The following is a 20,551-nucleotide window of genomic DNA, read 5'->3' as shown; positions in this document are numbered from 1 at the left end:
GCCAGTTGGCGGGTTTTTTTATCAGGCCGTGGTGGCGGCCTCGGCATCTTCAAAGGAGAGGGTTAGCTCACCGTTTTTGACGCCGACAGCCACTTTGCCGCCATTGGCCAACTGCCCGAACAGCAGTTCATTGGCCAACGGTTTTTTCAGGTGCTCCTGGATCACCCTAGCCATTGGCCGCGCGCCCATGGCATGGTCATAGCCCTTTTCGGCCAGCCAGGTCTTGGCTTCCGCGTCCACACTGAGGCTGACCCCACGGCCATCAAGCTGCGCTTCCAGTTCGGCCAGGAATTTGTCTACCACCTGGGCAATCACACCGGCATTGAGATGGTTAAACCAGATGATGCCGTCCAGGCGGTTACGAAATTCCGGCGAGAACAAGCGATTGATCTCGGCCAGCGCCGTGTCATCGTGCTCAACGGTCTTAAAGCCCATGGATTTGCGCTCGGTTTCCCGTACCCCGGCATTGGTGGTCATCACCAAGATGACATTACGAAAATCCGCTTTACGGCCGTTATTGTCGGTCAGGGTGCCGTTATCCATTACCTGCAACAGTAGGTTGAACACATCCGGATGCGCTTTTTCGATTTCATCGAGCAGTACCACCGAGTGCGGATGTTTGATCACCGCTTCGGTCAGCAAACCGCCCTGGTCGTAACCCACATATCCCGGCGGCGCGCCAATCAACCGCGACACGGTATGGCGCTCCATGTATTCCGACATATCAAAGCGGATCAGCTCAACACCCATCTGCCGGGCCAACTGTTGCGTGACCTCGGTTTTACCCACCCCGGTCGGGCCTGCAAACAGGAAGCTCCCCACCGGCCGGTTTTCAGCCCCGAGGCCGGCACGGCTGAGGCGGATATTGGCGGCCAGCGCGTCAATGGCTTTGTCCTGCCCGAACACCACCAGCTTGAGGTTACGGTCAAGGGCTTCAAGGGTGGACTTGTCGTCAGAGTTGACGGATTTTTCCGGGATCCGCGCCATTCTGGCCACCACGGCCTCGATATCCCCTTCATTGACGGTCTTACGGCGCTTGGGCATCAGCCGGGCGCGGGCACCGGCTTCGTCAATCACATCAATGGCTTTATCCGGCAGATGGCGCTCGTTGATATATTTGGCCGACAACTCCGCTGCCGCCTTCAAAGCACCCTGGGTATAACGCACATCGTGGTGTGATTCGTAATGCGCCTTGAGCCCTTGCAGGATACGCACGGTATCGCTGACGCTGGGTTCAACCACATCAATTTTCTGGAAACGCCGGGCCAGAGCCACATCCTTTTCAAAAATACCGCGGTATTCCTGATAGGTGGTGGAGCCCATGCACTTGATGTTGCCAGAAGCCAGCAGAGGCTTAATGAGGTTTGAGGCATCGGTCTGGCCGCCAGAGGCCGCACCGGCGCCGATCATGGTATGGATTTCGTCAATAAAGAGGATAGCGCCCTCTTCTTCGCGCAATTCCTTGAGCAGCCCTTTGAAGCGTTTTTCAAAATCGCCACGGTACTTGGTACCAGCCAGCAAGGCCCCCATGTCCAGCGAATAGACGGTGCAGTGGGCAATAAGCTCCGGCACCTGTTCATCGACAATGCGTTTGGCCAAGCCTTCGGCAATAGCGGTTTTACCTACGCCAGCCTCACCCACCAGCAGCGGGTTGTTCTTGCGGCGGCGGCACAACACTTGAATGGTGCGCTCAATTTCGGCTTCGCGGCCGATCAGCGGGTCAATACGGTTTTTGCGGGCCTGCTCATTGAGGTTAACGGTCAGTTGTTCCAGGTAGGTTTCCGGCTTGTCGTCAGCAGCAGCTTCCTGCGCGGGTTCACCGGGGCCGGCACCTTCTTCATCACGGGTGACACCGTGGGAAATGAAGTTCACTACATCCAGGCGGGTGATGTCGGCTTTGCGCAGAATGTAGACCGCCTGGCTTTCCTGCTCGCCAAAAATGGCCACCAGCACATTGGCACCGGTCACTTCTTCGTTACCGGAACTTTGTACGTGAAAAACGGCGCGCTGTAATACCCGCTGAAAGCCCAGCGTCGGCTGCGTTTCGCGCTCATCATCCCCTTCGGGGATACGCGGTGTGGTTTGCTCAATAAAACTGTCGAGATCGGCTCGCAGCTGGGCAATGTCGCCACCACACGCTTTGAGGGCCTCAACAGCAGAATCGTTGTCCAGCAGGGCCATCAGAAGGTGCTCTACGGTGAGATATTCATGCCGCTCACTGCGGGCCCGGCGAAAAGCCTCATTCAGGCTCAGCTCCAGTTCTTTGTTCAACATTGTGCACCCCCTCGAGTTACTGCTTGGGTCAAGCCGGTTCCATGGCACAAAGCAAAGGATGGTCATTTTCCCTTGCGAAGCGGTTAACTTCTGCAACCTTGGTTTCGGCTACATCAGCACTGTAGACGCCGCAAACGCCTTTCCCTTCATAGTGGACGGCCAGCATGACCTGGGTCGCCTTTTCCATGTCCATTGCAAAGAAACGCTGCAAAACCAGTACCACAAAGTCCATTGGTGTGTAGTCGTCGTTCATCAGCACCACTTTGTACATAGGGGCACGTTTGAGCGCGGGATCACTGGTTTTACTCTTCTCTTTATGTTGAATATCGGTACTGCCGGCCATGCTTTTCAAGTCCTGATACGTTTTTTTTCACTCATAGTGCGACACTGACCACGAGTTGTTAAGCGGCTGTTAAAAAAACTTGACTGAGTGTATTTCTTCACTAAATTGTACGTTGAGGTTTGTCGGGTAACCACTCTAGCAGTGCCCCGGCACTATGTGTAAGGGTGTTCAGTAAAGACAGGATTGACGTATGGCTACCGGAACAGTCAAGTGGTTCAACAACGCGAAAGGTTTTGGCTTTATCTGCCCGGAAGGTGGTGGTGAGGACGTTTTCGCCCACTACTCCACCATTCAGATGGATGGCTACCGCACACTCAAAGCCGGACAGGAAGTCGACTTTGACATGAGTCAGGGGCCCAAGGGCTTCCACGCGGTCAACATTAAACCTGCGGAAAAGTGATCCGGTTCCTCCCGGTTTCAAAAAAAGCCCCGGCATGGCCGGGGCTTTTTGTTGCTCAGTTCAGACTCAAAGAGCACTCAGTGCGGCATTGAGGATCTGACTGGGGCGCATGGCTGCTGCCACTTTGGCAAAGTCCGGCTTGTAGTAACCGTCCATGTCCACCGGGTTGCCTTGCACACCGTTCAGTTCAGCAACAATGGCTTCTTCTTTTTCGTTGAGAGTAGCGGCCAGCTCAGCAAACGCGGCTTTCAGCTCGGCGTCCTGGTCTTGGGATGCCAGCGCCTCGGCCCAGTACATCGCCAGATAGAAATGGCTGCCACGGTTATCCAGGCTACCCAACTTACGTGCCGGCGACTTGTTGTTGTCGAGGAACTTGGCTGTGGCCTGATCCAGGGTGTCAGCCAGCACTTGCGCTTTGGCATTGCCGGTGCGTTGCGCCAAATGCTCAAAAGAGGCGGCCAGGGCCAGGAATTCGCCCAGCGAATCCCAACGCAGGTAGTCTTCTTTGACAAACTGCTGCACGTGCTTAGGCGCACTGCCGCCAGCACCGGTTTCAAACAGGCCGCCACCGTTCATCAATGGCACGATAGACAGCATCTTGGCACTGGTGCCCAGCTCCAAAATCGGGAACAGGTCAGTAAGGTAGTCACGCAGTACGTTACCGGTAACAGAGATGGTGTCTTTACCGTCTTTGATCCGTGCCAGTGAGAAGCGGGTGGCCTCTACCGGCGCCATGATGTGCAGCTCCAGGCCACTGGTGTCATGCTCGGGCAGATAGGCTTCCACTTTCTTGATCAGCTCAGCGTCGTGGCCGCGGTTTTTATCCAGCCAGAATACGGCCGGAGTGTTGGAGGCACGGGCACGGTTCACAGCCAGTTTGACCCAGTCACGGATCGGCGCGTCTTTGGTCTGACACATGCGCCAGATATCGCCTTTGGCCACTTGATGCTCAGTCAGTACCTGACCTTTGTCGTCGATCACCCGTACGGTGCCGTCAGCCGGCATTTCAAAGGTCTTGTCATGGGAGCCGTATTCTTCGGCTTTTTGTGCCATCAGGCCAACGTTCGGTACTGAGCCCATGGTGCGGGGGTCAAAGGCACCGTGCTCTTTACAGAAGTTGATGGTTTCTTCGTATACGCCGGCATAGCTGCGGTCCGGGATCACCGCTTTGGCATCCTGCAGGGCGCCAGCTTTATTCCACATCTGACCGGAAGAGCGGATCATCGCCGGCATGGAGGCGTCAATGATGACGTCAGACGGCACATGCAGGTTGGTGATGCCGCGATCAGAGTCAACCATGGCCAGATCCGGGCTGTTGTCATATACCGCCGCCAGCTCAGCTTCAATGGCGCTGCGTTGTTCCGGTGCCAGGTTTTCCAGGCGGCTGTAGAGGTCACCAATACCGTCGTTGGCATCAACGCCAATTTCGGCAAACAGTGCCTGGTGCTTGTCAAAGACGTCCTTGAAGAACACTTTGACGGCATGGCCGAAGATGATCGGATCAGACACTTTCATCATGGTGGCCTTCATGTGCAGGGAGAACAGCACACCCTGCGCTTTGGCGTCAGCAATTTGCTCGGCGATAAACTCGCGCAGTGCCTTGACACTCATAGTGGAGGCGTCAATCACTTCCCCGGCCAACAGCGCCAGGTTGTCTTTTAACACCGTGACAGCACCATCGGCCGCAGTCAGCTCAATCTTGACATTAGTAGCATCCGCCAGGGTGACCGACTGCTCGGAGCCGTAAAAGTCACCGCCCGCCATGCTGGCGACATGGGCTTTGGAGTCACGGCTCCACTCGCCCATGCTGTGCGGGTGCTTGCGGGCATACTGCTTAACAGAAGAAGGTGCCCGGCGGTCAGAGTTGCCTTCACGCAGTACCGGGTTAACGGCGCTGCCTTTGATTTTGTCATAGCGCGCTTTGACGGCTTTTTCTTCGTCGTTTTTCGGCTCTTCCGGGTAGTTAGGCAACTTGTAGCCCTTGCCTTGAAGCTCTTTGATAGCCGCTTTGAGCTGCGGCACAGAGGCAGAGATGTTCGGCAGTTTAATGATGTTGGCGTTTGGCGTCTTGGCCAGTTCACCCAGCTCTGCCAGGTCATCATTAATGCGCTGCGCCTCGCTCAGGCACTCCGGGAAAGTAGCAATAATACGGCCGGCCAGGGAGATGTCGCGGGTTTCCATGGCCACGCCCGCCTTAGCGGCAAAGGCTTCGATGATCGGCAACAGTGACTGCGTTGCCAGCGCCGGGGCCTCATCGGTAATGGTGTAGATGATGGTGGACTTATCTGTAGTCATAGTGACAGCTTCCTAAACGTCGTAAGGCGAGGATGTCTCGCATCGCCCCGGGTCGCCGCAAGGGCCAACACAAGGCGTACGGATGATTTGGTGCGCGATTATACCAACTTGCGCGCCATTTCGCTTACGAAGGGTTAGCGGGTAAGACCAGTTGTACAACTTTTCACCAGCAAAGACTGAATACATGATGCCAAGAGATTGGCCGCCAGCCCCCGCGCTGCTAGGCTGTAGCACAGCAAATCAGCTCTGGGAGACAGCATGAAGCGCCCTGCTTCGGTTCCGCCGCGTAGCAACAGAAAAAAATTGGTCAGACCAAAAAGACCCAGTGGCCCACCGCGCTTGCTGCTGTTCAATAAACCTTTCGATGTATTGTGCCAGTTCACCGACGGCCAGGGGCGTCAGACACTCGCCGATTTTATTGACGTGCCTGATGTCTACGCCGCCGGCCGGCTCGATAAGGATTCCGAAGGCCTGCTGCTACTGACCAACGACGGTAAACTCAATGCCAAGCTCACCCAGCCGGGAAAAAAAACCGACAAAACCTATTGGGTGCAGGTGGAAGGCGACCCCAGCGATAGTGACCTCGAACCACTGCGCCAGGGCGTAACTCTCAAAGACGGCCCAACGCTGCCAGCCCGCGTTAAACGCATTGCCGAGCCGGCATTGTGGCCGCGTAATCCGCCGGTGCGTTTTCGCCAGGCCATTCCGACTACCTGGCTGGAGATCCGTATTCACGAGGGTCGTAACCGCCAGGTGCGGCGCATGACCGCCCATATTGGCTTTCCGACGCTGCGGCTGGTGCGAATAGCCATTGGCCCTTACCAACTGGACGACATTGCGCCCGGCCAATATCAGGAGCTGACACCATGATCCAGGCCGCCACCGTTGCCTGGGTGATTGCCGCCGATGAGCGCTTCCTGTTCGTGGAAGAAGCCATCGACGGTACGGCCACCCTCAACCAGCCAGCGGGCCACTGGGAACCCGGTGAAACCCTCATCGAGGCTGCCTGCCGGGAACTGCAGGAAGAAACCTCCCTGCAGCTACCGCCCCAGGGACTGGTTGGCATTTATCGCCTGAGCTTGCCCCATAAAACCTTCTGGCGGCATGTTTTTTGGACCACGCTGGACAGCCCCTTACCATGCCAGCCACAAGACCCAGACATTGTGGCCTGCCATTGGCTAAGCGCTACGCAGCTGCGCCACTGGCATCAGCGCAGCCCGCTGGTGGCAAAGGCCATTGACGACTACCAGCAAGGCTGCCGATACCCATTGTCCGTGCTGCAGCATGCTTAGGCTTTTGCTACAATGCGCGCACTTTTTTTGGCAAGGTCAAAACGCAGTCAATGAGCGACAAGCCCCGCAGTGAAACCAAGGTCATCGTCGGTATGTCCGGCGGTGTGGATTCTTCCGTCTCAGCCTATCTGCTGCAACAGCAGGGGTATCAGGTGGAAGGCCTGTTCATGAAGAACTGGGAAGAAGACGATACCGACGAGTACTGCTCCGCTGCCGAAGACATGGCCGACGCACAGGCGGTCTGTGACAAACTCGGTATCAAACTGCACAAAATCAACTTTGCCGCCGAATACTGGGACAATGTTTTTGAGTATTTCCTGGAGGAATACAAAGCAGGCCGCACCCCCAACCCCGACATCATGTGCAACAAGGAAATCAAGTTTAAGGCTTTCCTGAACTTTGCCGCCGATGCCCTGGGCGCCGACTACATTGCCACCGGCCATTACGTGCGCCGCCGCCAGCAAGATGGCCACTGGCAGATGCTGCGCGGCCTGGACAGCAACAAAGATCAGTCTTATTTCCTCTATACCCTGGGCGAAGAACACCTGGCGCAAACCCTGTTCCCGGTTGGCGACCTGCCCAAGCCAGAGGTGCGCCGCATCGCCGAGCAACAAGGCCTGGCCACCGCCAAGAAAAAAGACTCCACCGGTATCTGTTTTATCGGTGAACGCAAATTCAAAGATTTTTTACAGCGCTTTCTGCCAGCCCAGCCGGGGAATATTGAAACCCCGGAAGGTGAAGTTATTGGCCGCCATGAAGGGTTGATGTATCACACCCTCGGCCAACGCAAAGGGCTGGGTATTGGTGGCCTGAAAGAAGCCGGCGACGAACCCTGGTATGTGGTCGACAAAGACCTCGAACGCAATGTACTGGTGGTGGCCCAGGGCCATGACCACCCGCTGCTGTTTTCCGACGGCCTGATTGCCACCCAGCTGCACTGGGTTAACCGCACCGGGCCAAAAGAGCCTGTGCGCCTGGCGGTAAAAACCCGCTATCGCCAGCAGGACATCGCCTGCACCGTGACGCCGCTGGCCAACGGCGATGTCGAAGTGCGCTTTGATGAACCGCAAATGGCCGTCACCCCCGGCCAAAGCGCCGTGTTTTACGATGCTGATGTCTGCCTCGGCGGCGGCATCATTGACCGTTATTTGCGAGGTGAGCAATGAGCCACGCTATGGCCCTGGCAGCCGCCGTGCAAGCCGTCAGCCTGGTGCAAAAAGTGGCCCGCGATGGCCAGTGTGACATGGACCAGCTCTACACACTGATGCGCGGCACCCTCAATACCAGCCCGTCCAGCCCTGAGGAAGTCTATGCCCATGGCAGCCTGGAAGCGGGTTATCAGCAACTGCTGGCGCTACTTGGTGACAACAGTAAAGATCCCGAGCTGACCCGCTACCTGATTGGCCTGCTGGCACTGGAGCGGCGTCTGGCAAAACGCCGCGACGTGCTGGCCCTGCTCGGCGAACGCCTCGAACAGGTTAAGCGCCAGGTCAGCCATTATGGCCTTGAAGACGAAAAGGTTCTCAACAGTCTGGCCGATATTTATGTCGAACTGATCAGTCCCCTGGGTGCCCGTATCCAGGTGGCCGGATCCCCTGCCAACCTGCAACAAAGCCTCAACCAGGCGAAAGTACGTGCCGCCCTGCTGGCCGGTATTCGTGCACTGGTATTATGGCGCCAGCTCGGCGGTAGCCGCTGGCAGTTGCTGTTTAAACGCCGCGCCCTGATCGCCCAAGCGCAGCAAGCCCTAAGGAGCCACTGAATCATGGAACTGTCCGCCCTGACAGCCATTTCCCCCGTTGATGGTCGCTACGGCAGCAAAGCCGCCTTGTTGCGCCCCATCTTTTCCGAATTCGGTCTGATCAAGTACCGGGTTCAGGTCGAAGTCCGCTGGTTGCAGCTGCTGGCCGCCACTGACGGCATCACGGAAGTGCCAGCCTTGTCAGACGGTGCTAATGCGGCCCTTAACGCAATCGTTTCCGGCTTCAGTGAACAGGACGCGCAGCGGGTCAAAGACATCGAGCGCACCACCAACCATGACGTTAAAGCGGTAGAGTATTTCCTGAAGGAAAAAATTGCCGACAACAACGAACTAGCAGCGGTCAGTGAATTTATTCACTTTGCCTGTACCAGCGAAGATATCAATAACCTGTCCTACGGGCTGATGCTCAAAGATGCTCGTGAGCAGGTACTGCTGCCCTATTGCGATAAGTTGATCAACGCCATCAGCGAGCTGGCCGAACGCTATGCCAGTATTCCGATGATGGCCCGCACCCACGGCCAGCCAGCATCACCGACCACCCTTGGTAAGGAAATGGCAAATGTGGCCATGCGCCTTCGCCGCCAGCGCCAGCAGATCGCCGCAGTGGAGCTGCTGGGGAAAATTAACGGTGCAGTCGGCAACTTTAATGCCCACTACAGCGCTTACCCGACGCTGGACTGGCCAGCCATGGCCGAAGCCTTTGTCACCCAACTGGGGCTGAGCTGGAACAAGTACACCACCCAAATCGAGCCACACGATTACGTGGCAGAGCTGTTTGACGCCCTGGCCCGCTTTAACACCATCGTGCTGGATTTTGACCGCGACATCTGGGGCTACATCGCCCTGGGTCATTTCAAGCAAAAAACCGTGGCCGGCGAAATTGGCTCATCCACCATGCCGCACAAGGTCAACCCCATCGACTTTGAAAACTCCGAAGGCAACCTCGGTATCGCCAACGCGGTCTTCAGCCACCTGGCTGCCAAACTGCCGGTGTCACGCTGGCAGCGTGATCTCACCGACTCAACGGTGCTGCGCAACCTCGGGGTTGGTGTTGCCTACTCGGTGATTGCCTTTGAGGCGACACTAAAGGGTATCGGTAAGCTGGAAGTGAACCAGCAGAGCCTGCTGGACGAGCTGAACCAGAACTGGGAGCTGCTGGCCGAGCCCATTCAAACCGTGATGCGCCGTTACGGTATTGAAAGGCCCTATGAAAAACTCAAAGAGCTGACTCGCGGCCGCCGGGTAGACCAGGCTGGCATGCAAGCGTTCATCGACACCCTGGCATTACCCGAAGACGTTAAAACCAGTCTCAAGGCCCTACGCCCCGACACCTATCTGGGCATTGCCGAGAAGCTGACCAACGAAGCATGAAAAAAGCGGCCAACAGGCCGCTTTTTTGTGCCAGCGCAAGCATCAACGAGCCCCATGGGTTAGCATTAGTAACATTCCCTCACGGCCTTGTTTGGAGTGTTATGAAACTGGCTTTTCCCGGTGGCGTTGACGCCTTTTTATCCCAGTATTGGCAAAAGCAGCCTTGCCTTATCAAAGGGGGCATTCAGGGCTTTGATGACCCACTGGACGCCAACGATCTGGCCGGCCTGGCCATGGAGGCGGAAGTGGAGTCCCGACTGGTGGTGCGTAATGGCCAGCAATGGGACGTGCAGCATGGCCCTTTTGAGCAGTTTCCTACCGCGGAGCGGGACTGGACCTTACTGGTACAGGCCGTCGATCACTGGCTGGACCAAGGCCAGTCACTGATGGCGCTGTTTGACTTTATGCCGCGCTGGCGGGTGGACGATCTGATGGTCAGCTTCTCGGTACCCGGTGGTGGTGTCGGTCCGCACCTCGATCAGTACGATGTGTTTATCATTCAGGGTCAGGGCAAGCGGCACTGGCGAGTGGGCGACAAGCAACCACTGAAAACGCTGACGCCACACCCCAGCCTGTTGCAGGTGGAGCCCTTCACACAAGCGCTGATTGATGTCGAAATGCAGCCCGGCGACATCCTCTACATTCCTCCCGGCTTTCCGCACGAGGGTTATGCCATTGCGCCATCGCTGAACTACTCGGTGGGCTTTAGAGCGCCCTCGGGCCGCGATCTGCTGACCCACTTTGCCGATCTGAGCATTGACGAGGAACTGTACAATCACCGTTACAGCGACCCGGATCTAAGTGCCCGCAGCCATAATGGCGGTATTAGCTCAGCCGAGCTGACTCGCCTCAAAGCCACCCTCAGCCGCTGCCTGGACGACGATGCCACCTTGCAGCAGTTCTTTGGCCGTTATCTTTCAGAAGCCAAACACGAACTGGATCTGGCGCCTTGTGAGCCACCTTACAGCCAGAATGACATTGCCGCTTTGTTAGCTGACAACGCACCGCTGGTGCGCCTCGGCGGGGTACGCGCCCTGTATCTGGCAGGCGTTGATGATCAGCTATTTGTCGATGGCGAGCGCTATGCACTGAGTAATGCCGTCGCACAGCAGCTGGCTGACAACAGCCGCTTGGCCAGCAAAGTACTGGCCGGTTACGATGACGACCTACCTGTACTGACCGAGCTGATTAACCGCGGTTACTGGTATTTCGAGGAATAGGCCAAAGTCATGCTAAAAAAACCGCCTGACGGCGGTTTTTTGTTAGCGCTGAGTCGCTTCGTCGCCCCAGAGGCGGTCATCATTGTAAAGATGGTAAATCGCTTCAGCCCGGCTTATCAGCAGGTTTGCAAAGTCCATCTGTACCTTGTCAGTTCGGCCCGGGCCGTTGGCAATGTTTTCCGCCTTGAGCTGCCACTGCATGGAGAAGTGGCGCAGTGCATCACGGGCAGAGGCACAGGTTTTTACTGACACATGGTCACTGGGCAGATCACCGGAGATCACCCAAAAATCCCCTACCCGGCCTTCGGCTTTGGCCGTCAGCTTCCAAATGCCCACATAGGGCGGCAGGATCCGGCTCTCACTCTGGCGCACGGTCTGCGGCAAAATACCCTTGGATGCCAGATGCGCATTTGCCCGTTGCAAACACTGGTTTACCCACTGTGCTTCCATTTCACGACGCTGCTCGTCAGTCAGTTCCACGTCTTGCTGTGGCTGTTGTTGTTCTTCGGCCATGGGGATCTCATTTATCAATTGTAGCGAGACGCTAACATAGCGAGGCCCAGACACCTTGGCAAGCAGGATGGCTGTCCAGATTGCTTTACTGGTTGGATCAGCCTCTGTATGGTGCGCGCTATCTGGTAAGCACGCACAGATCACTCTAAGATGTGCGCCATTGTGAACCCAGCAGGTTTACGTTTACGGCAACGTAAATTACCATGCACAACCTGTCGTGCTTTTAACCCACTACGGAGAACTTCGACGTGGCAGTATTCAATCACAGTGCATTCGATGGCCATGAACAGGTCGTCTTCTGCCATGACCCGGAAACCGGGCTCAAGGCAATCGTCGCGATCCACAACACTAACTGCGGCCCCGCTGTTGGCGGCTGTCGGATGTGGAACTACGCGTCTGACGACGAAGCCCTGACCGATGTGCTGCGCCTGTCTCGCGGTATGACCTACAAGAATGCGGTTGCCGGCCTACCTTTTGGTGGCGGTAAATCCGTGATCATTGGTGATGCCAAAACCATGAAATCCGAAGCGCTGTTCCGCGCTTTTGGCCGTTTCATCGATTCACTGGGTGGCCGTTATGTCACCGCCGAAGATGTTGGCACCTCCACCACCGACATCGGCCATATCCTCAAAGAAACCGACCACGTAGCCGGTATTGAGGGTATGTCTGGTGATCCGTCCCCGTTCACCGCCCTGGGTACCTACCTGGGCGTGAAGGCGGCAGTGAAGTACCGTTTGGGTCTGGACAGTGTCGAAGGCCTGAAAGTGGCCGTGCAGGGCCTGGGCTCTGTGGGTTACTACCTGTGTGAACACCTCGCTAAGGCGGGCGCCAAGTTGTATGTCACCGACATCAACGAAGAGGCCCTGAAAAAAGCCGAAGCAGAACTGGGTGCTACCATCGTTGGCCTGGACGAGATCTACGATCTGGATGTGGATGTCTATGCGCCATGCGCCCTGGGTGCCACCGTCAACGACAACACCATTGGCCGCCTCAAAGCCAAGGTCATTGCCGGTTGTGCCAACAACCAGCTGGCCGAAGCACGCCACGATCAGATACTGCGTGACAATAATGTCCTGTATGCACCTGACTACGTGATCAACGCCGGTGGCATCATCAACGTGTCTTTCGAAAAAGACTACGACGAAGCCAAAGCCACCAAGAAAGTGGAAGAGATCTACGACACCCTGCTGGATATCTTCAAGCGGGCTGACGCAGAAAACAAACCGACCGGTGTTATCGCTGACACCATGGCGCGGGAAATTATCGCTCGCGGCGGCAAATAAGCCCCTCGGGTGAAAAGAAAAAGGCCCCTTCATGGGGCCTTTGGCGTATCTGACGCCTAGCGTTCGCGCATGTATGCGCGCAGTGAAGCACCGATGGCTTCGATGGGATGTTCATCATTGTGTTGGTCAATGGCCGCCAAGGCCTGATCAGACACCGGCGGAAAATCGCCGCCCGCGCCCAGTTCCCGAAGGCTCCAGTTATCCAGCACCGCTCGGATAATCGCGGTCGCTTCATTGGCAAACAGGTAGTTGCCGTATTCGGCGGTGTCGCTGATCACCAGGTTCATCTCATGCAGGCGCCGCCTGGCCAGCGTGTTGGCAATAAGTGGCAGTTCGTGCAAAGACTCGTAGTAGGCTGAGGCCGGGCTGATCCCCGCCGCCACCATCACCTCGAAGGCCAGCTCCACACCGGCAGCAAACAGCGCTACCAGGCCACTGGCATTGTCAAATGTCAGGGTCATCGGTTCACTGGCGGGGGCCTGTTCAAAGGCACTTTGCTGGCTTTGCTGGCGCCAGCGATGTAGTTCGCTGTCATCGTTTTGCCAGTCAGCCATCATTCGCTCGGCAAAGCGGCCAGCCAGAATATCGTCCATGTGTTTTTCAAACAGTGGCCGCAGCGCCTGCTTGAGCACATCAGTCTGCTGACGGGCATGCTGTCGCACCGCTGGCGACAGCCGCGAAAACGCCAGCCGTACGCCGCCGGCTTTCATGGCTTCGGCCACCTGCTCAATGCCGTACTGGAAAAACGCCGCCGCCTCTGCCGCCGGTACTTTCAGCGCCTGCAAACGTGCAAAGCCAGCCACACAGACCGCTTGCGGCAAGCCACACAAAACCGTTTGTTCGCCCATCAAATCCGACTTTACTTCCGCTTCAAAGCTCGATTCCAAAACCCCGGCGCGGTGGCCACCGGTGCCGGCGCACCAGGCTTTGGCCCAGGCCAGGCCAAAGCCCTGCGGATCCTGATGCACGGCAATCAGTGTCGGCACCCCGAAGCCTCGCACAAATTCCGCCCGCACCTCAGTACCGGGGCACTTGGGGGCCACCATGATGACGGTAATGTCATCACGAATTCGCCGCTGCGCTTCAATCACATCAAAGCCATGGGAATAACCCAGTGCGGCGCCACTTTTCATCAGCGGCATAATGGCGTTCACCACTGGCCCGTGCTGTTTGTCCGGGGTCAGGTTAATCACTAAATCGGCCTTGGGCACTAACTGCTCAAAACTGCCAACAGTAAAGCCCTGCTCGCTGGCCCGCTGATAGGACGCATTTTGGCTGTCAATGGATGACTGGCGCAGCGCATAGGCTACTTGCAGGCCGCTGTCACGCAGGTTAAGCCCCTGGTTCAGGCCCTGGGCGCCACAGCCCAGAATTACGATTTGCTTACCCTCAAGAGCACTGACACCGTCGCTGAAATCATGCTTGGGTAATGGCTGACAGTGGCGCAGCGCACGTAACTGCACACGCAAGGGTTGCTGGTGAAACGCGGTCATCTTCAGGGCTCCTTCAACATAAAAAACGGCTATAGGCGGGGTTGTCGGCCTGCGCCTGATAGGGGTAACCAATGGAATCGAGGTGCCGGGTTAAATTGCCCGGCTCGGCATCCGCAAAAGCCGCCAACACCCGCCCTACATCGGCGCCGTGGTGACGGTAGTGAAACAGCGAAATATCAAAGTGGCTGCCGAGGGTTTCCAAAAAGCTCAGCAGCGCCTGCGGGTGCTCCGGAAAAGCGAAACTGAATAATTGTTCCTGGCGCTGGCACGGCGGCTTGCCACCCACCATATAGCGGATATGGAGCTTGGCCAGTTCATCATCGGATAAGTCCAGCACGTCAAAACCGGCCTGCTCAATGCCGGCCACCAGCGCCGTTCGCTCTGCCGGTGCGCTGATCCGTACCCCTACCAGGATCTGCGCCTCGCAGGTGTCACGAAAACGGTAAGAAAACTCCGTTACCGCCCGGCCATTAAGGGTACGGCACAGTGCCAGAAAGCTGCCGGGCCGCTCGGGCAGGGTTACGGCCAGCACCGCTTCGGTGCCTTCGCCGAGATCGCAGCGTTCCGACACCTGGCGCAGCAAATGAAAGTTGATATTGGCGCCACTGAGCACCGCCCCCAACTGGCCGGCATCAGGGTGGCTTGCCGCCCACTGCTTAAGCCCGGCCAGCGCCAGGGCACCGGCCGGTTCAGCAATGGCCCGCACATCTTCAAAGATGTCTTTGATGGCGGCACAGATGGCGTCGTTACTGACCGTGAGCACCGCATCCAGATACTGCTGCAACAGCTCAAAACAATGCGCGCCAATACGCCGTACCGCCACCCCATCGGCAAAGCTGCCAACCTCCGCCAGGGTCACCGGCTCGCCGGCTTGCCAGGCGGCACTCAAACAAGCGGCATCCAGCGGCTCGACACCGATGATTTTCAGCTGCGGCTTGAGCTGTTTCAGTACCGCCGCCACACCGGCGGCCAGGCCGCCACCGCCGACCGGTAAAAACAACACATCAAGTTGAGGCAGCTGCTTGATCAGCTCCAGCCCCAAAGTGCCCTGGCCGGCGATAACCTGCGGGTCATCAAAGGGCGCCACAAAGGTCAGCTCAGCGGCTGCCGCCAGGCCCAGGGCATGGTCACGGGCGGCATCAAAGTTGTCACCCCACAACACCACTTCGGCCCCTAATGAACGGACTGCCTCGACTTTGATGGCAGGTGCCCGGGTTGGCATGACAATGGTAGCCGTCAGCCCCAGAGCCCGCGCTGACAGTGCTACGCCCTGGGCATGATTACCGGCTGACGCCGCCACCACGCCGCGACAGTCCGGGCCGAGGCTGGCAATTTTGTGGTAGGCACCACGGAGCTTGAAGCTGTGTACCGGCTGCAAATCCTCACGCTTGAGCCAGACATCAGCTCCCAATCGCTCAGATAACCGCTCCAGGCGGCTCACCGGAGTTTGTGTTGCCAGGGCATAAACCGGTGAGCACAGGGCATCGCGCAGCAGCTCCGGGGCACTCAGCATGGCGCCTCCCGCAGTTTGTCGTTATCACGCACCCCGCCCTTGTCGGCGCTGGTTGCCAGCAGCGAATAGGTACGTAACCAGGCGCTGATTTGCCGCTGCCGAGGCCCAGGGCGGTAACGGGCAACCGCCGCGCGCTCGGCCAGTTGGCTCGCGCTGAGATTGACCGCCAGCTGCCGGCTGGCGATATCGATGATAATTTCATCACCTTCTTCGAGCAGCGCCAGTGCCCCGCCGGCAGCGGCTTCCGGCGCCACATGGCCCACCGACAATCCGGAGGTACCACCGGAAAAGCGCCCGTCCGTTATAAGGGCGCAGTGTTCAGCCAAGCCCATGGACTTGAGGTAGCTGGTGGGGTACAGCATTTCCTGCATGCCGGGGCCGCCGCGCGGCCCTTCGTAACGGATCACCACCGCATCGCCCGGCGTAATGGCACCCGCCAAAATGGCCTCAACGGCGCTGTCCTGACTGTCAAATACCCGCGCCGGGCCGCGAAACGTCAGCAAGGCATCCGGCACCCCCGCGGTTTTCACCACAGCGCCATCCGGCGCCAGGTTGCCATGCAGTACCGCCAGGCCGCCATCTTGCCGATAGGCATGGGCAATGGCACGAATGCAGCCATGCTGACGGTCCACATCGAGGCTGGGCCAGTAACTGTTTTGCGAAAAAGCGCGGCTTGACGGTATGCCCCCCGGCCCGGCCAGATAAAAGGCGGCTTGTTGCTCGGTGGTAAATTGCGCCAGAGTGGCCGCCAGTGTTTCCCCCCGGACATTACTGACCGAGGTATCAATCAGGCCACCGGCAGCTAACTCGTTGAGAATGGCCATCACGCCACCGGCACGGTGCACATCTTCCATGTGATAACGGCTGCTGGCCGGTGCCACTTTGCACAGCTGCGGCACTTGCCGTGACAGGGTATCAATATCGGCCAGGGTGAAATCTACCTGTCCTTCCTGCGCTGCCGCCAGCAAGTGCAAGATGGTATTGGTCGACCCGCCCATGGCAATGTCCATGGCCATGGCATTGTGAAAACTCTGGCGATTGGCGATATGGCGCGGCAAAGCCCGCGCGTCAGCACGGTCATACCAGGCGCTAACCAACGCCATAATGCGCTGGCCGGCCTCAACAAAAAGCGGGCGGCGTTGCTGGTGGGTTGCCAGCATCGAACCGTTACCCGGCAGTGCCAGCCCCAGTGCTTCGGTCAAACAGTTCATGGAATTGGCGGTAAACATGCCCGAGCAGGCACCGCAGGTTGGGCAGGCGGCCTTTTCCACCTGCTCAACATCGGCATCCGATACATTCGGATCGGCCGCTTTGACCATGGCATCCACCAGATCGAGCTTTATCAGCTGGTCGCTTAGCTGCGTCTTGCCCGCTTCCATAGGCCCACCTGACACAAACACCGTCGGAATGTTCAGCCGCAGCGCCGCATTGAGCATGCCGGGGGTAATTTTGTCGCAGTTGGAAATACACACCAGTGCATCGGCGCAGTGCGCATTGGCCATGGTTTCCACGGCATCGGCGATCAGCTCCCGCGACGGCAGCGAATACAGCATGCCGTCATGGCCCATGGCAATACCATCATCGACGGCAATGGTATTAAATTCGCGGGCAGTACCACCGGCCTCACGCACCGCCTCGGCTACCAGCTCGCCCAGCTCTTTAAGGTGCACATGGCCCGGTACAAACTGGGTGTAGGAATTGGCAATGGCGATGATCGGCTTTTTTAGATCGCCATCCTGCAAACCGGTGGCTCGCCACAAGGCCCGGGCACCGGCGTTACGGCGCCCTTTGAGGGTAGTGTCACTTCTACGCGGCGGCATCGGTAGCCTCCACCGTATCCAGCCAGCCCCACTTGTCTTCAGTTTCACCGTTAAACAGGCCAAAAAAACGCTGTTGCAGGTGCTGGGTTAACGGCCCGGGTTTGCCACTGCCAACCGCCAGCCGGTCAATGCTGCGCACCGGTGAAATTTCTGCGGCGGTGCCGGTAAAGAAAATTTCATCCGCGATGTAAAGCGCTTCGCGGGCTATGGGCGCTTCGACAATCTCCAGGCCGTCCTCTCGAGCCAGGGTGATCACCGCATCACGGGTTAACCCCGGCAGGATGGAAGCGGTAGCCGGTGGCGTATACAGCACGCCGTTTTTGACCATGAAGATGTTCTGCCCTGCCCCTTCCGACACCTGGCCGCGGCTGTCCAGGGCAATACCTTCATGGAAGCCGTTACGACGGGCTTCTGAGGCGATCAGCAATGACGACAGGTAATTCCCGGCGGCTTTGGCACCGGTAGGCAACGTATTCGGGGCACTTCTGGCCCAGGAGGCAACACAGGCATCAACACCTTCATCGATGGCGCTGGCGCCCAGGTAGCGCCCCCAGTTAAAAGCGGCGATCAGCACCTGCATGTCAGTTTCGCCGGGCACAATGCCCATACCCACCTCACCCAAAAAGGCCAACGGCCGGATATAGGCACTGCTGAGCTGGTTGGCGGCCAGTACCGCCTTGGCCCCAGCCATCAACTGTTCAACGCTGTAGGGAATACTGAAACGGTAAATACGCGCTGAGTCATGAAGCCGCTGCATGTGTTCACGGTGGCGAAAAATCGCCGTGCCATTGGGGGTGTCGTAGGCTCTGATACCTTCAAAAAACGCCGTTCCGTAATGCATGGAATGGCTCATGGGGTGAACCTGGGCGTCATTCCAGGGGGTCATCTGGCCATTCATCCAGATAAAATCAGCACGGGTCATACAGCGTCCTCCGTCAGGGATTCAATATCGGCCAGCTTTTCCAGCTGGCGGGTTAACTGGCTTAAAGGCCGTTGGTGGCGCACAACCAAGCGCAGGGCGCGGGGTTGCCACTGGATCAGAATGGGCTCAAAGCCGCGGTGGCGCACCAGCCGTAGTAGCCGCTCCAGCGCCGCTGGCGCCGGGCGCAGGGTGATAACCAAAGTGCTTTCGTTCACCGCTTAGGCCTCCAACATCTGGTGATTGCCCTTCCCTGGCGGTACCAACGGCCAGACGCCGTCGTCGCTGGGAATGGCCACGTGCAGAAAATAGCTGCCTTCGGCGGCCAGCAGCCGCGCCAGCGCCGCCTCGGCTTGATTGGGGTGGCTGATGCGCTCCCCGGCAATCCCAAAGGCGCTGGCGATGGTCAGAAAATCAGGGTTGTCAGACAGGTCCACTTCGCTGTGGCGGCCGTCAAAAAACAGCGTTTGCCACTGGCGCACCATGCCCAACCGCTGGTTGTCCAACAGCACAATCTTGATTGGCAGCTGCTGGCGCTTGATGGTGGCCAGCTCCTGAATGTTCATCATCACCGAGCCATCGCCGGTAACCAGAATGGTATGGTCGTCCGGACAGGCCAGCTGGGCGCCAATGGCTACTGGCAGGCCAAAGCCCATGGTGCCCAGGCCACCGGAGGAGATATGCCGGCTGGGGTGGTCAAAGCGCATATGCTGGGCGACCCACATTTGGTGCTGCCCCACATCACAGCACACCCGGGCCTGGCGCCCGGCCAGAGCGGATAAACGGCTCAGCAGCCAGGGCGCATGAATGGCATCGGCACGCCGCGGGGCGCTGAAACGGTATTGCTGGCGGTAACTCTGGCAGTGCTGCTGCCAGGCAGCAGGAGCCGGTATACGCGCCAGATAGCGCAAGGCTTCGCCCACGTCCATGGTCAGGGCCACATCGGCATGGCGGCGCTTGCCCAACTCTGCCGCGTCAATATCGACGTGGATCACGCGGGCGTGGGGGGCAAACTCGTCCAGCTTGCCGGTAACCCGGTCATCAAAGCGGGCGCCCAGTACCAGCAACAGATCGCACTCCTGCACAGCCATGTTGGCGCCACGGCTGCCGTGCATACCCAGCATGCCCAGGTTATGGCTGTAATCGAGACCAACCGACCCCAGCCCCTTGAGGGTTTCTACCGCCGGCATACCGGTGGCTTGCAAGTAATCACGCAGTACCGCCACCGCATCGCTCATGCCAACACCACCGCCCACATAGGCCATGGGTTTGCGGGCATTACGCAGCAGTGTTTCAGCGCGGTTTAATGCCGCAAAATCCACCTGGGTTGCAGGAGAAGGCGACGGCGCAAGGTAACTGACAGGCGCCAAGGCCTGTTGTACGTCTTTGGGAATATCAATCAGTACCGGCCCGGGTTTGCCGCTACGCGCCAGGCTAAAGGCTTCCGCCACAATGGCGGGCAACTCTACCGGGTTTGTCACCAGGTAGCTGTGCTTGGTGCAGGCCAGCGACAACCCCAGTACATCAATTTCCTGGAAGGCATCGGTACCGATGGCACCACTGGGTACCTGGCCGGTAATGGCCACCAGCGGAATGGCATCCATCATCGCATCAGCCAGGCCGGTAATGAGGTTGGTGGCCCCCGGCCCGGACGTTGCCATCACCACCCCCACCTGATTACTGGCACGGGCATAACCAATGGCTGCCAGTGCCGCACCCTGCTCATGGCGGCATAACACATGCGTAAGGCTCGCCTCGGTCAAGGCATCGTAGATGGGCATGATGGCACCACCCGGATAGCCAAACAGGGTGGATACGCCCTGAGCCTGCAGGCAGGCCACCAGTAACTGCGCGCCGGTGGCGGTATCCAGATGAGGACTGACTTGGTTCATGACATTTTCCTTAGCCTGAAACGAAAAAACCCCCGGGCTTCTCAGCGCGGGGGTTTTTTGCATTCTGCTTGTGTCAGCGTTTACACAACAGCACCCCGCGCGGTTGGCGAATAATCACCACCACGAGCACGAGGACGAGAAGAATGGCTTGTTGAATAAAG

Annotated in this window: 18 protein-coding genes; 8 read left to right on the top strand and 10 right to left on the bottom strand. The window is 58.0% G+C overall.

Features of this window, described 5'->3' with window-relative positions:
* Positions 1–21: 21 nt before the first annotated feature.
* Both clpA and clpS read right to left on the bottom strand, forming a co-directional pair.
* Positions 22–2,274, bottom strand: a complete 2,253-nt coding sequence (gene clpA / locus WDB70_RS05870; RefSeq protein ID WP_406667555.1) for an ATP-dependent Clp protease ATP-binding subunit ClpA — start codon at positions 2,272–2,274, stop codon at positions 22–24.
* Between the two features lie 28 nt (positions 2,275–2,302).
* Entirely contained in the window at positions 2,303–2,617 is a 315-nt protein-coding gene (gene clpS / locus WDB70_RS05865) for an ATP-dependent Clp protease adapter ClpS (RefSeq protein ID WP_406667553.1), read from the bottom strand.
* Between the two features lie 190 nt (positions 2,618–2,807).
* Here clpS and cspD point away from each other — a divergent pair, with 190 nt between their 5' ends.
* Positions 2,808–3,017: a cold shock domain-containing protein CspD gene (gene cspD / locus WDB70_RS05860; protein ID WP_406667551.1), complete on the top strand. Its 210-nt coding sequence runs from the start codon at positions 2,808–2,810 to the stop codon at positions 3,015–3,017.
* Between the two features lie 66 nt (positions 3,018–3,083).
* Here cspD and WDB70_RS05855 read toward each other — a convergent pair whose 3' ends face one another.
* Positions 3,084–5,312 (bottom strand): NADP-dependent isocitrate dehydrogenase, encoded by a 2,229-nt coding sequence (locus tag WDB70_RS05855; protein WP_406667549.1) that lies wholly within the window; start codon positions 5,310–5,312, stop codon positions 3,084–3,086.
* A 258-nt stretch (positions 5,313–5,570) separates the two neighbouring features.
* Between WDB70_RS05855 and WDB70_RS05850 the strand changes: the two genes are divergently transcribed.
* From WDB70_RS05850 to WDB70_RS05825, 6 genes are all read left to right on the top strand, one after another.
* Complete coding sequence (locus WDB70_RS05850; protein ID WP_406667547.1) at positions 5,571–6,182, top strand: pseudouridine synthase; 612 nt, start codon at positions 5,571–5,573, stop codon at positions 6,180–6,182.
* Positions 6,179–6,604 (top strand): NUDIX domain-containing protein, encoded by a 426-nt coding sequence (locus tag WDB70_RS05845; protein ID WP_406667545.1) that lies wholly within the window; start codon positions 6,179–6,181, stop codon positions 6,602–6,604. Before WDB70_RS05850 ends, WDB70_RS05845 begins: the two co-directional genes overlap by 4 nt.
* Before the next feature lie 50 nt (positions 6,605–6,654).
* Positions 6,655–7,770 carry a tRNA 2-thiouridine(34) synthase MnmA gene (gene mnmA / locus WDB70_RS05840; RefSeq protein ID WP_406667543.1) on the top strand — a complete coding sequence of 372 codons (1,116 nt, stop codon included), beginning with the start codon at positions 6,655–6,657 and terminating at the stop codon, positions 7,768–7,770.
* Positions 7,767–8,366, top strand: coding sequence for a high frequency lysogenization protein HflD (hflD, locus tag WDB70_RS05835; RefSeq protein ID WP_406667541.1), 600 nt, complete (start codon positions 7,767–7,769; stop codon positions 8,364–8,366). Before mnmA ends, hflD begins: the two co-directional genes overlap by 4 nt.
* Positions 8,367–8,369: 3 nt before the next feature.
* Complete coding sequence (gene purB / locus WDB70_RS05830) at positions 8,370–9,737, top strand: adenylosuccinate lyase (RefSeq protein ID WP_406667539.1); 1,368 nt, start codon at positions 8,370–8,372, stop codon at positions 9,735–9,737.
* A 101-nt stretch (positions 9,738–9,838) separates the two neighbouring features.
* Entirely contained in the window at positions 9,839–10,957 is a 1,119-nt protein-coding gene (locus WDB70_RS05825; protein WP_406667536.1) for a JmjC domain-containing protein, read from the top strand.
* A 42-nt stretch (positions 10,958–10,999) separates the two neighbouring features.
* Here the strand turns inward: WDB70_RS05825 and WDB70_RS05820 are convergent, their stop codons facing one another.
* Positions 11,000–11,470, bottom strand: coding sequence for a DUF4826 family protein (locus WDB70_RS05820; protein ID WP_406667534.1), 471 nt, complete (start codon positions 11,468–11,470; stop codon positions 11,000–11,002).
* A gap of 248 nt (positions 11,471–11,718) precedes the next feature.
* Here WDB70_RS05820 and WDB70_RS05815 point away from each other — a divergent pair, with 248 nt between their 5' ends.
* The gene (locus tag WDB70_RS05815; protein ID WP_406667532.1) at positions 11,719–12,753 is read left to right on the top strand and encodes a Glu/Leu/Phe/Val dehydrogenase dimerization domain-containing protein; all 1,035 of its coding nucleotides are present in this window, start codon (positions 11,719–11,721) and stop codon (positions 12,751–12,753) included.
* Between the two features lie 56 nt (positions 12,754–12,809).
* On the opposite strand, the gene ilvC is transcribed toward WDB70_RS05815, so the two are convergent.
* Genes ilvC through ilvG form a run of 6 tightly spaced genes read right to left on the bottom strand, consistent with a single transcriptional unit; the run spans position 12,810 to position 20,390 of the window.
* On the bottom strand, positions 12,810–14,246 hold the full coding sequence (gene ilvC, locus WDB70_RS05810; protein WP_406667530.1) for a ketol-acid reductoisomerase: 1,437 nt from the start codon (positions 14,244–14,246) through the stop codon (positions 12,810–12,812).
* 13 nt (positions 14,247–14,259) lie between these two features.
* Entirely contained in the window at positions 14,260–15,759 is a 1,500-nt protein-coding gene (gene ilvA, locus WDB70_RS05805; RefSeq protein WP_406667528.1) for a threonine ammonia-lyase, biosynthetic, read from the bottom strand.
* On the bottom strand, positions 15,753–17,579 hold the full coding sequence (gene ilvD, locus WDB70_RS05800; RefSeq protein WP_406667526.1) for a dihydroxy-acid dehydratase: 1,827 nt from the start codon (positions 17,577–17,579) through the stop codon (positions 15,753–15,755). Before ilvD ends, ilvA begins: the two co-directional genes overlap by 7 nt.
* Positions 17,566–18,501 carry a branched-chain amino acid transaminase gene (locus tag WDB70_RS05795; RefSeq protein ID WP_406667524.1) on the bottom strand — a complete coding sequence of 312 codons (936 nt, stop codon included), beginning with the start codon at positions 18,499–18,501 and terminating at the stop codon, positions 17,566–17,568. The genes ilvD and WDB70_RS05795 overlap by 14 nt, the downstream gene beginning before the upstream one ends.
* Positions 18,498–18,716, bottom strand: a complete 219-nt coding sequence (locus tag WDB70_RS05790) for an ACT domain-containing protein (RefSeq protein WP_406667522.1) — start codon at positions 18,714–18,716, stop codon at positions 18,498–18,500. Before WDB70_RS05790 ends, WDB70_RS05795 begins: the two co-directional genes overlap by 4 nt.
* A gap of 3 nt (positions 18,717–18,719) precedes the next feature.
* A complete protein-coding gene (ilvG, locus tag WDB70_RS05785; RefSeq protein WP_406667520.1) occupies positions 18,720–20,390 on the bottom strand; it encodes an acetolactate synthase 2 catalytic subunit in 1,671 nt (556 codons plus the stop codon).
* Between the last annotated feature and the right edge of the window lie 161 nt (positions 20,391–20,551).

The sequence above is a fragment of the Gallaecimonas aegicerasi genome (assembly GCF_045291545.1).
GTDB lineage: Bacteria > Pseudomonadota > Gammaproteobacteria > Enterobacterales > Gallaecimonadaceae > Gallaecimonas.
The sequence above is the reverse complement of the archived record's forward strand: the minus strand, read 5'-3'. Positions and strand labels throughout refer to the sequence as shown.

Coding starts and splice junctions, on each gene's coding strand:
- WDB70_RS05795 (WP_406667524.1), bottom strand. CDS start 18,501: ATGACCCGTGCTGATTTTATCTGGATGAATGGCCAGATGACCCCCTGG.
- mnmA (WP_406667543.1), top strand. CDS start 6,655: ATGAGCGACAAGCCCCGCAGTGAAACCAAGGTCATCGTCGGTATGTCC.
- ilvD (WP_406667526.1), bottom strand. CDS start 17,579: ATGCCGCCGCGTAGAAGTGACACTACCCTCAAAGGGCGCCGTAACGCC.
- WDB70_RS05820 (WP_406667534.1), bottom strand. CDS start 11,470: ATGGCCGAAGAACAACAACAGCCACAGCAAGACGTGGAACTGACTGAC.
- clpS (WP_406667553.1), bottom strand. CDS start 2,617: ATGGCCGGCAGTACCGATATTCAACATAAAGAGAAGAGTAAAACCAGT.
- WDB70_RS05825 (WP_406667536.1), top strand. CDS start 9,839: ATGAAACTGGCTTTTCCCGGTGGCGTTGACGCCTTTTTATCCCAGTAT.
- WDB70_RS05845 (WP_406667545.1), top strand. CDS start 6,179: ATGATCCAGGCCGCCACCGTTGCCTGGGTGATTGCCGCCGATGAGCGC.
- cspD (WP_406667551.1), top strand. CDS start 2,808: ATGGCTACCGGAACAGTCAAGTGGTTCAACAACGCGAAAGGTTTTGGC.
- WDB70_RS05850 (WP_406667547.1), top strand. CDS start 5,571: ATGAAGCGCCCTGCTTCGGTTCCGCCGCGTAGCAACAGAAAAAAATTG.
- hflD (WP_406667541.1), top strand. CDS start 7,767: ATGAGCCACGCTATGGCCCTGGCAGCCGCCGTGCAAGCCGTCAGCCTG.
- ilvC (WP_406667530.1), bottom strand. CDS start 14,246: ATGACCGCGTTTCACCAGCAACCCTTGCGTGTGCAGTTACGTGCGCTG.
- WDB70_RS05855 (WP_406667549.1), bottom strand. CDS start 5,312: ATGACTACAGATAAGTCCACCATCATCTACACCATTACCGATGAGGCC.
- ilvG (WP_406667520.1), bottom strand. CDS start 20,390: ATGAACCAAGTCAGTCCTCATCTGGATACCGCCACCGGCGCGCAGTTA.
- purB (WP_406667539.1), top strand. CDS start 8,370: ATGGAACTGTCCGCCCTGACAGCCATTTCCCCCGTTGATGGTCGCTAC.
- ilvA (WP_406667528.1), bottom strand. CDS start 15,759: ATGCTGAGTGCCCCGGAGCTGCTGCGCGATGCCCTGTGCTCACCGGTT.
- clpA (WP_406667555.1), bottom strand. CDS start 2,274: ATGTTGAACAAAGAACTGGAGCTGAGCCTGAATGAGGCTTTTCGCCGG.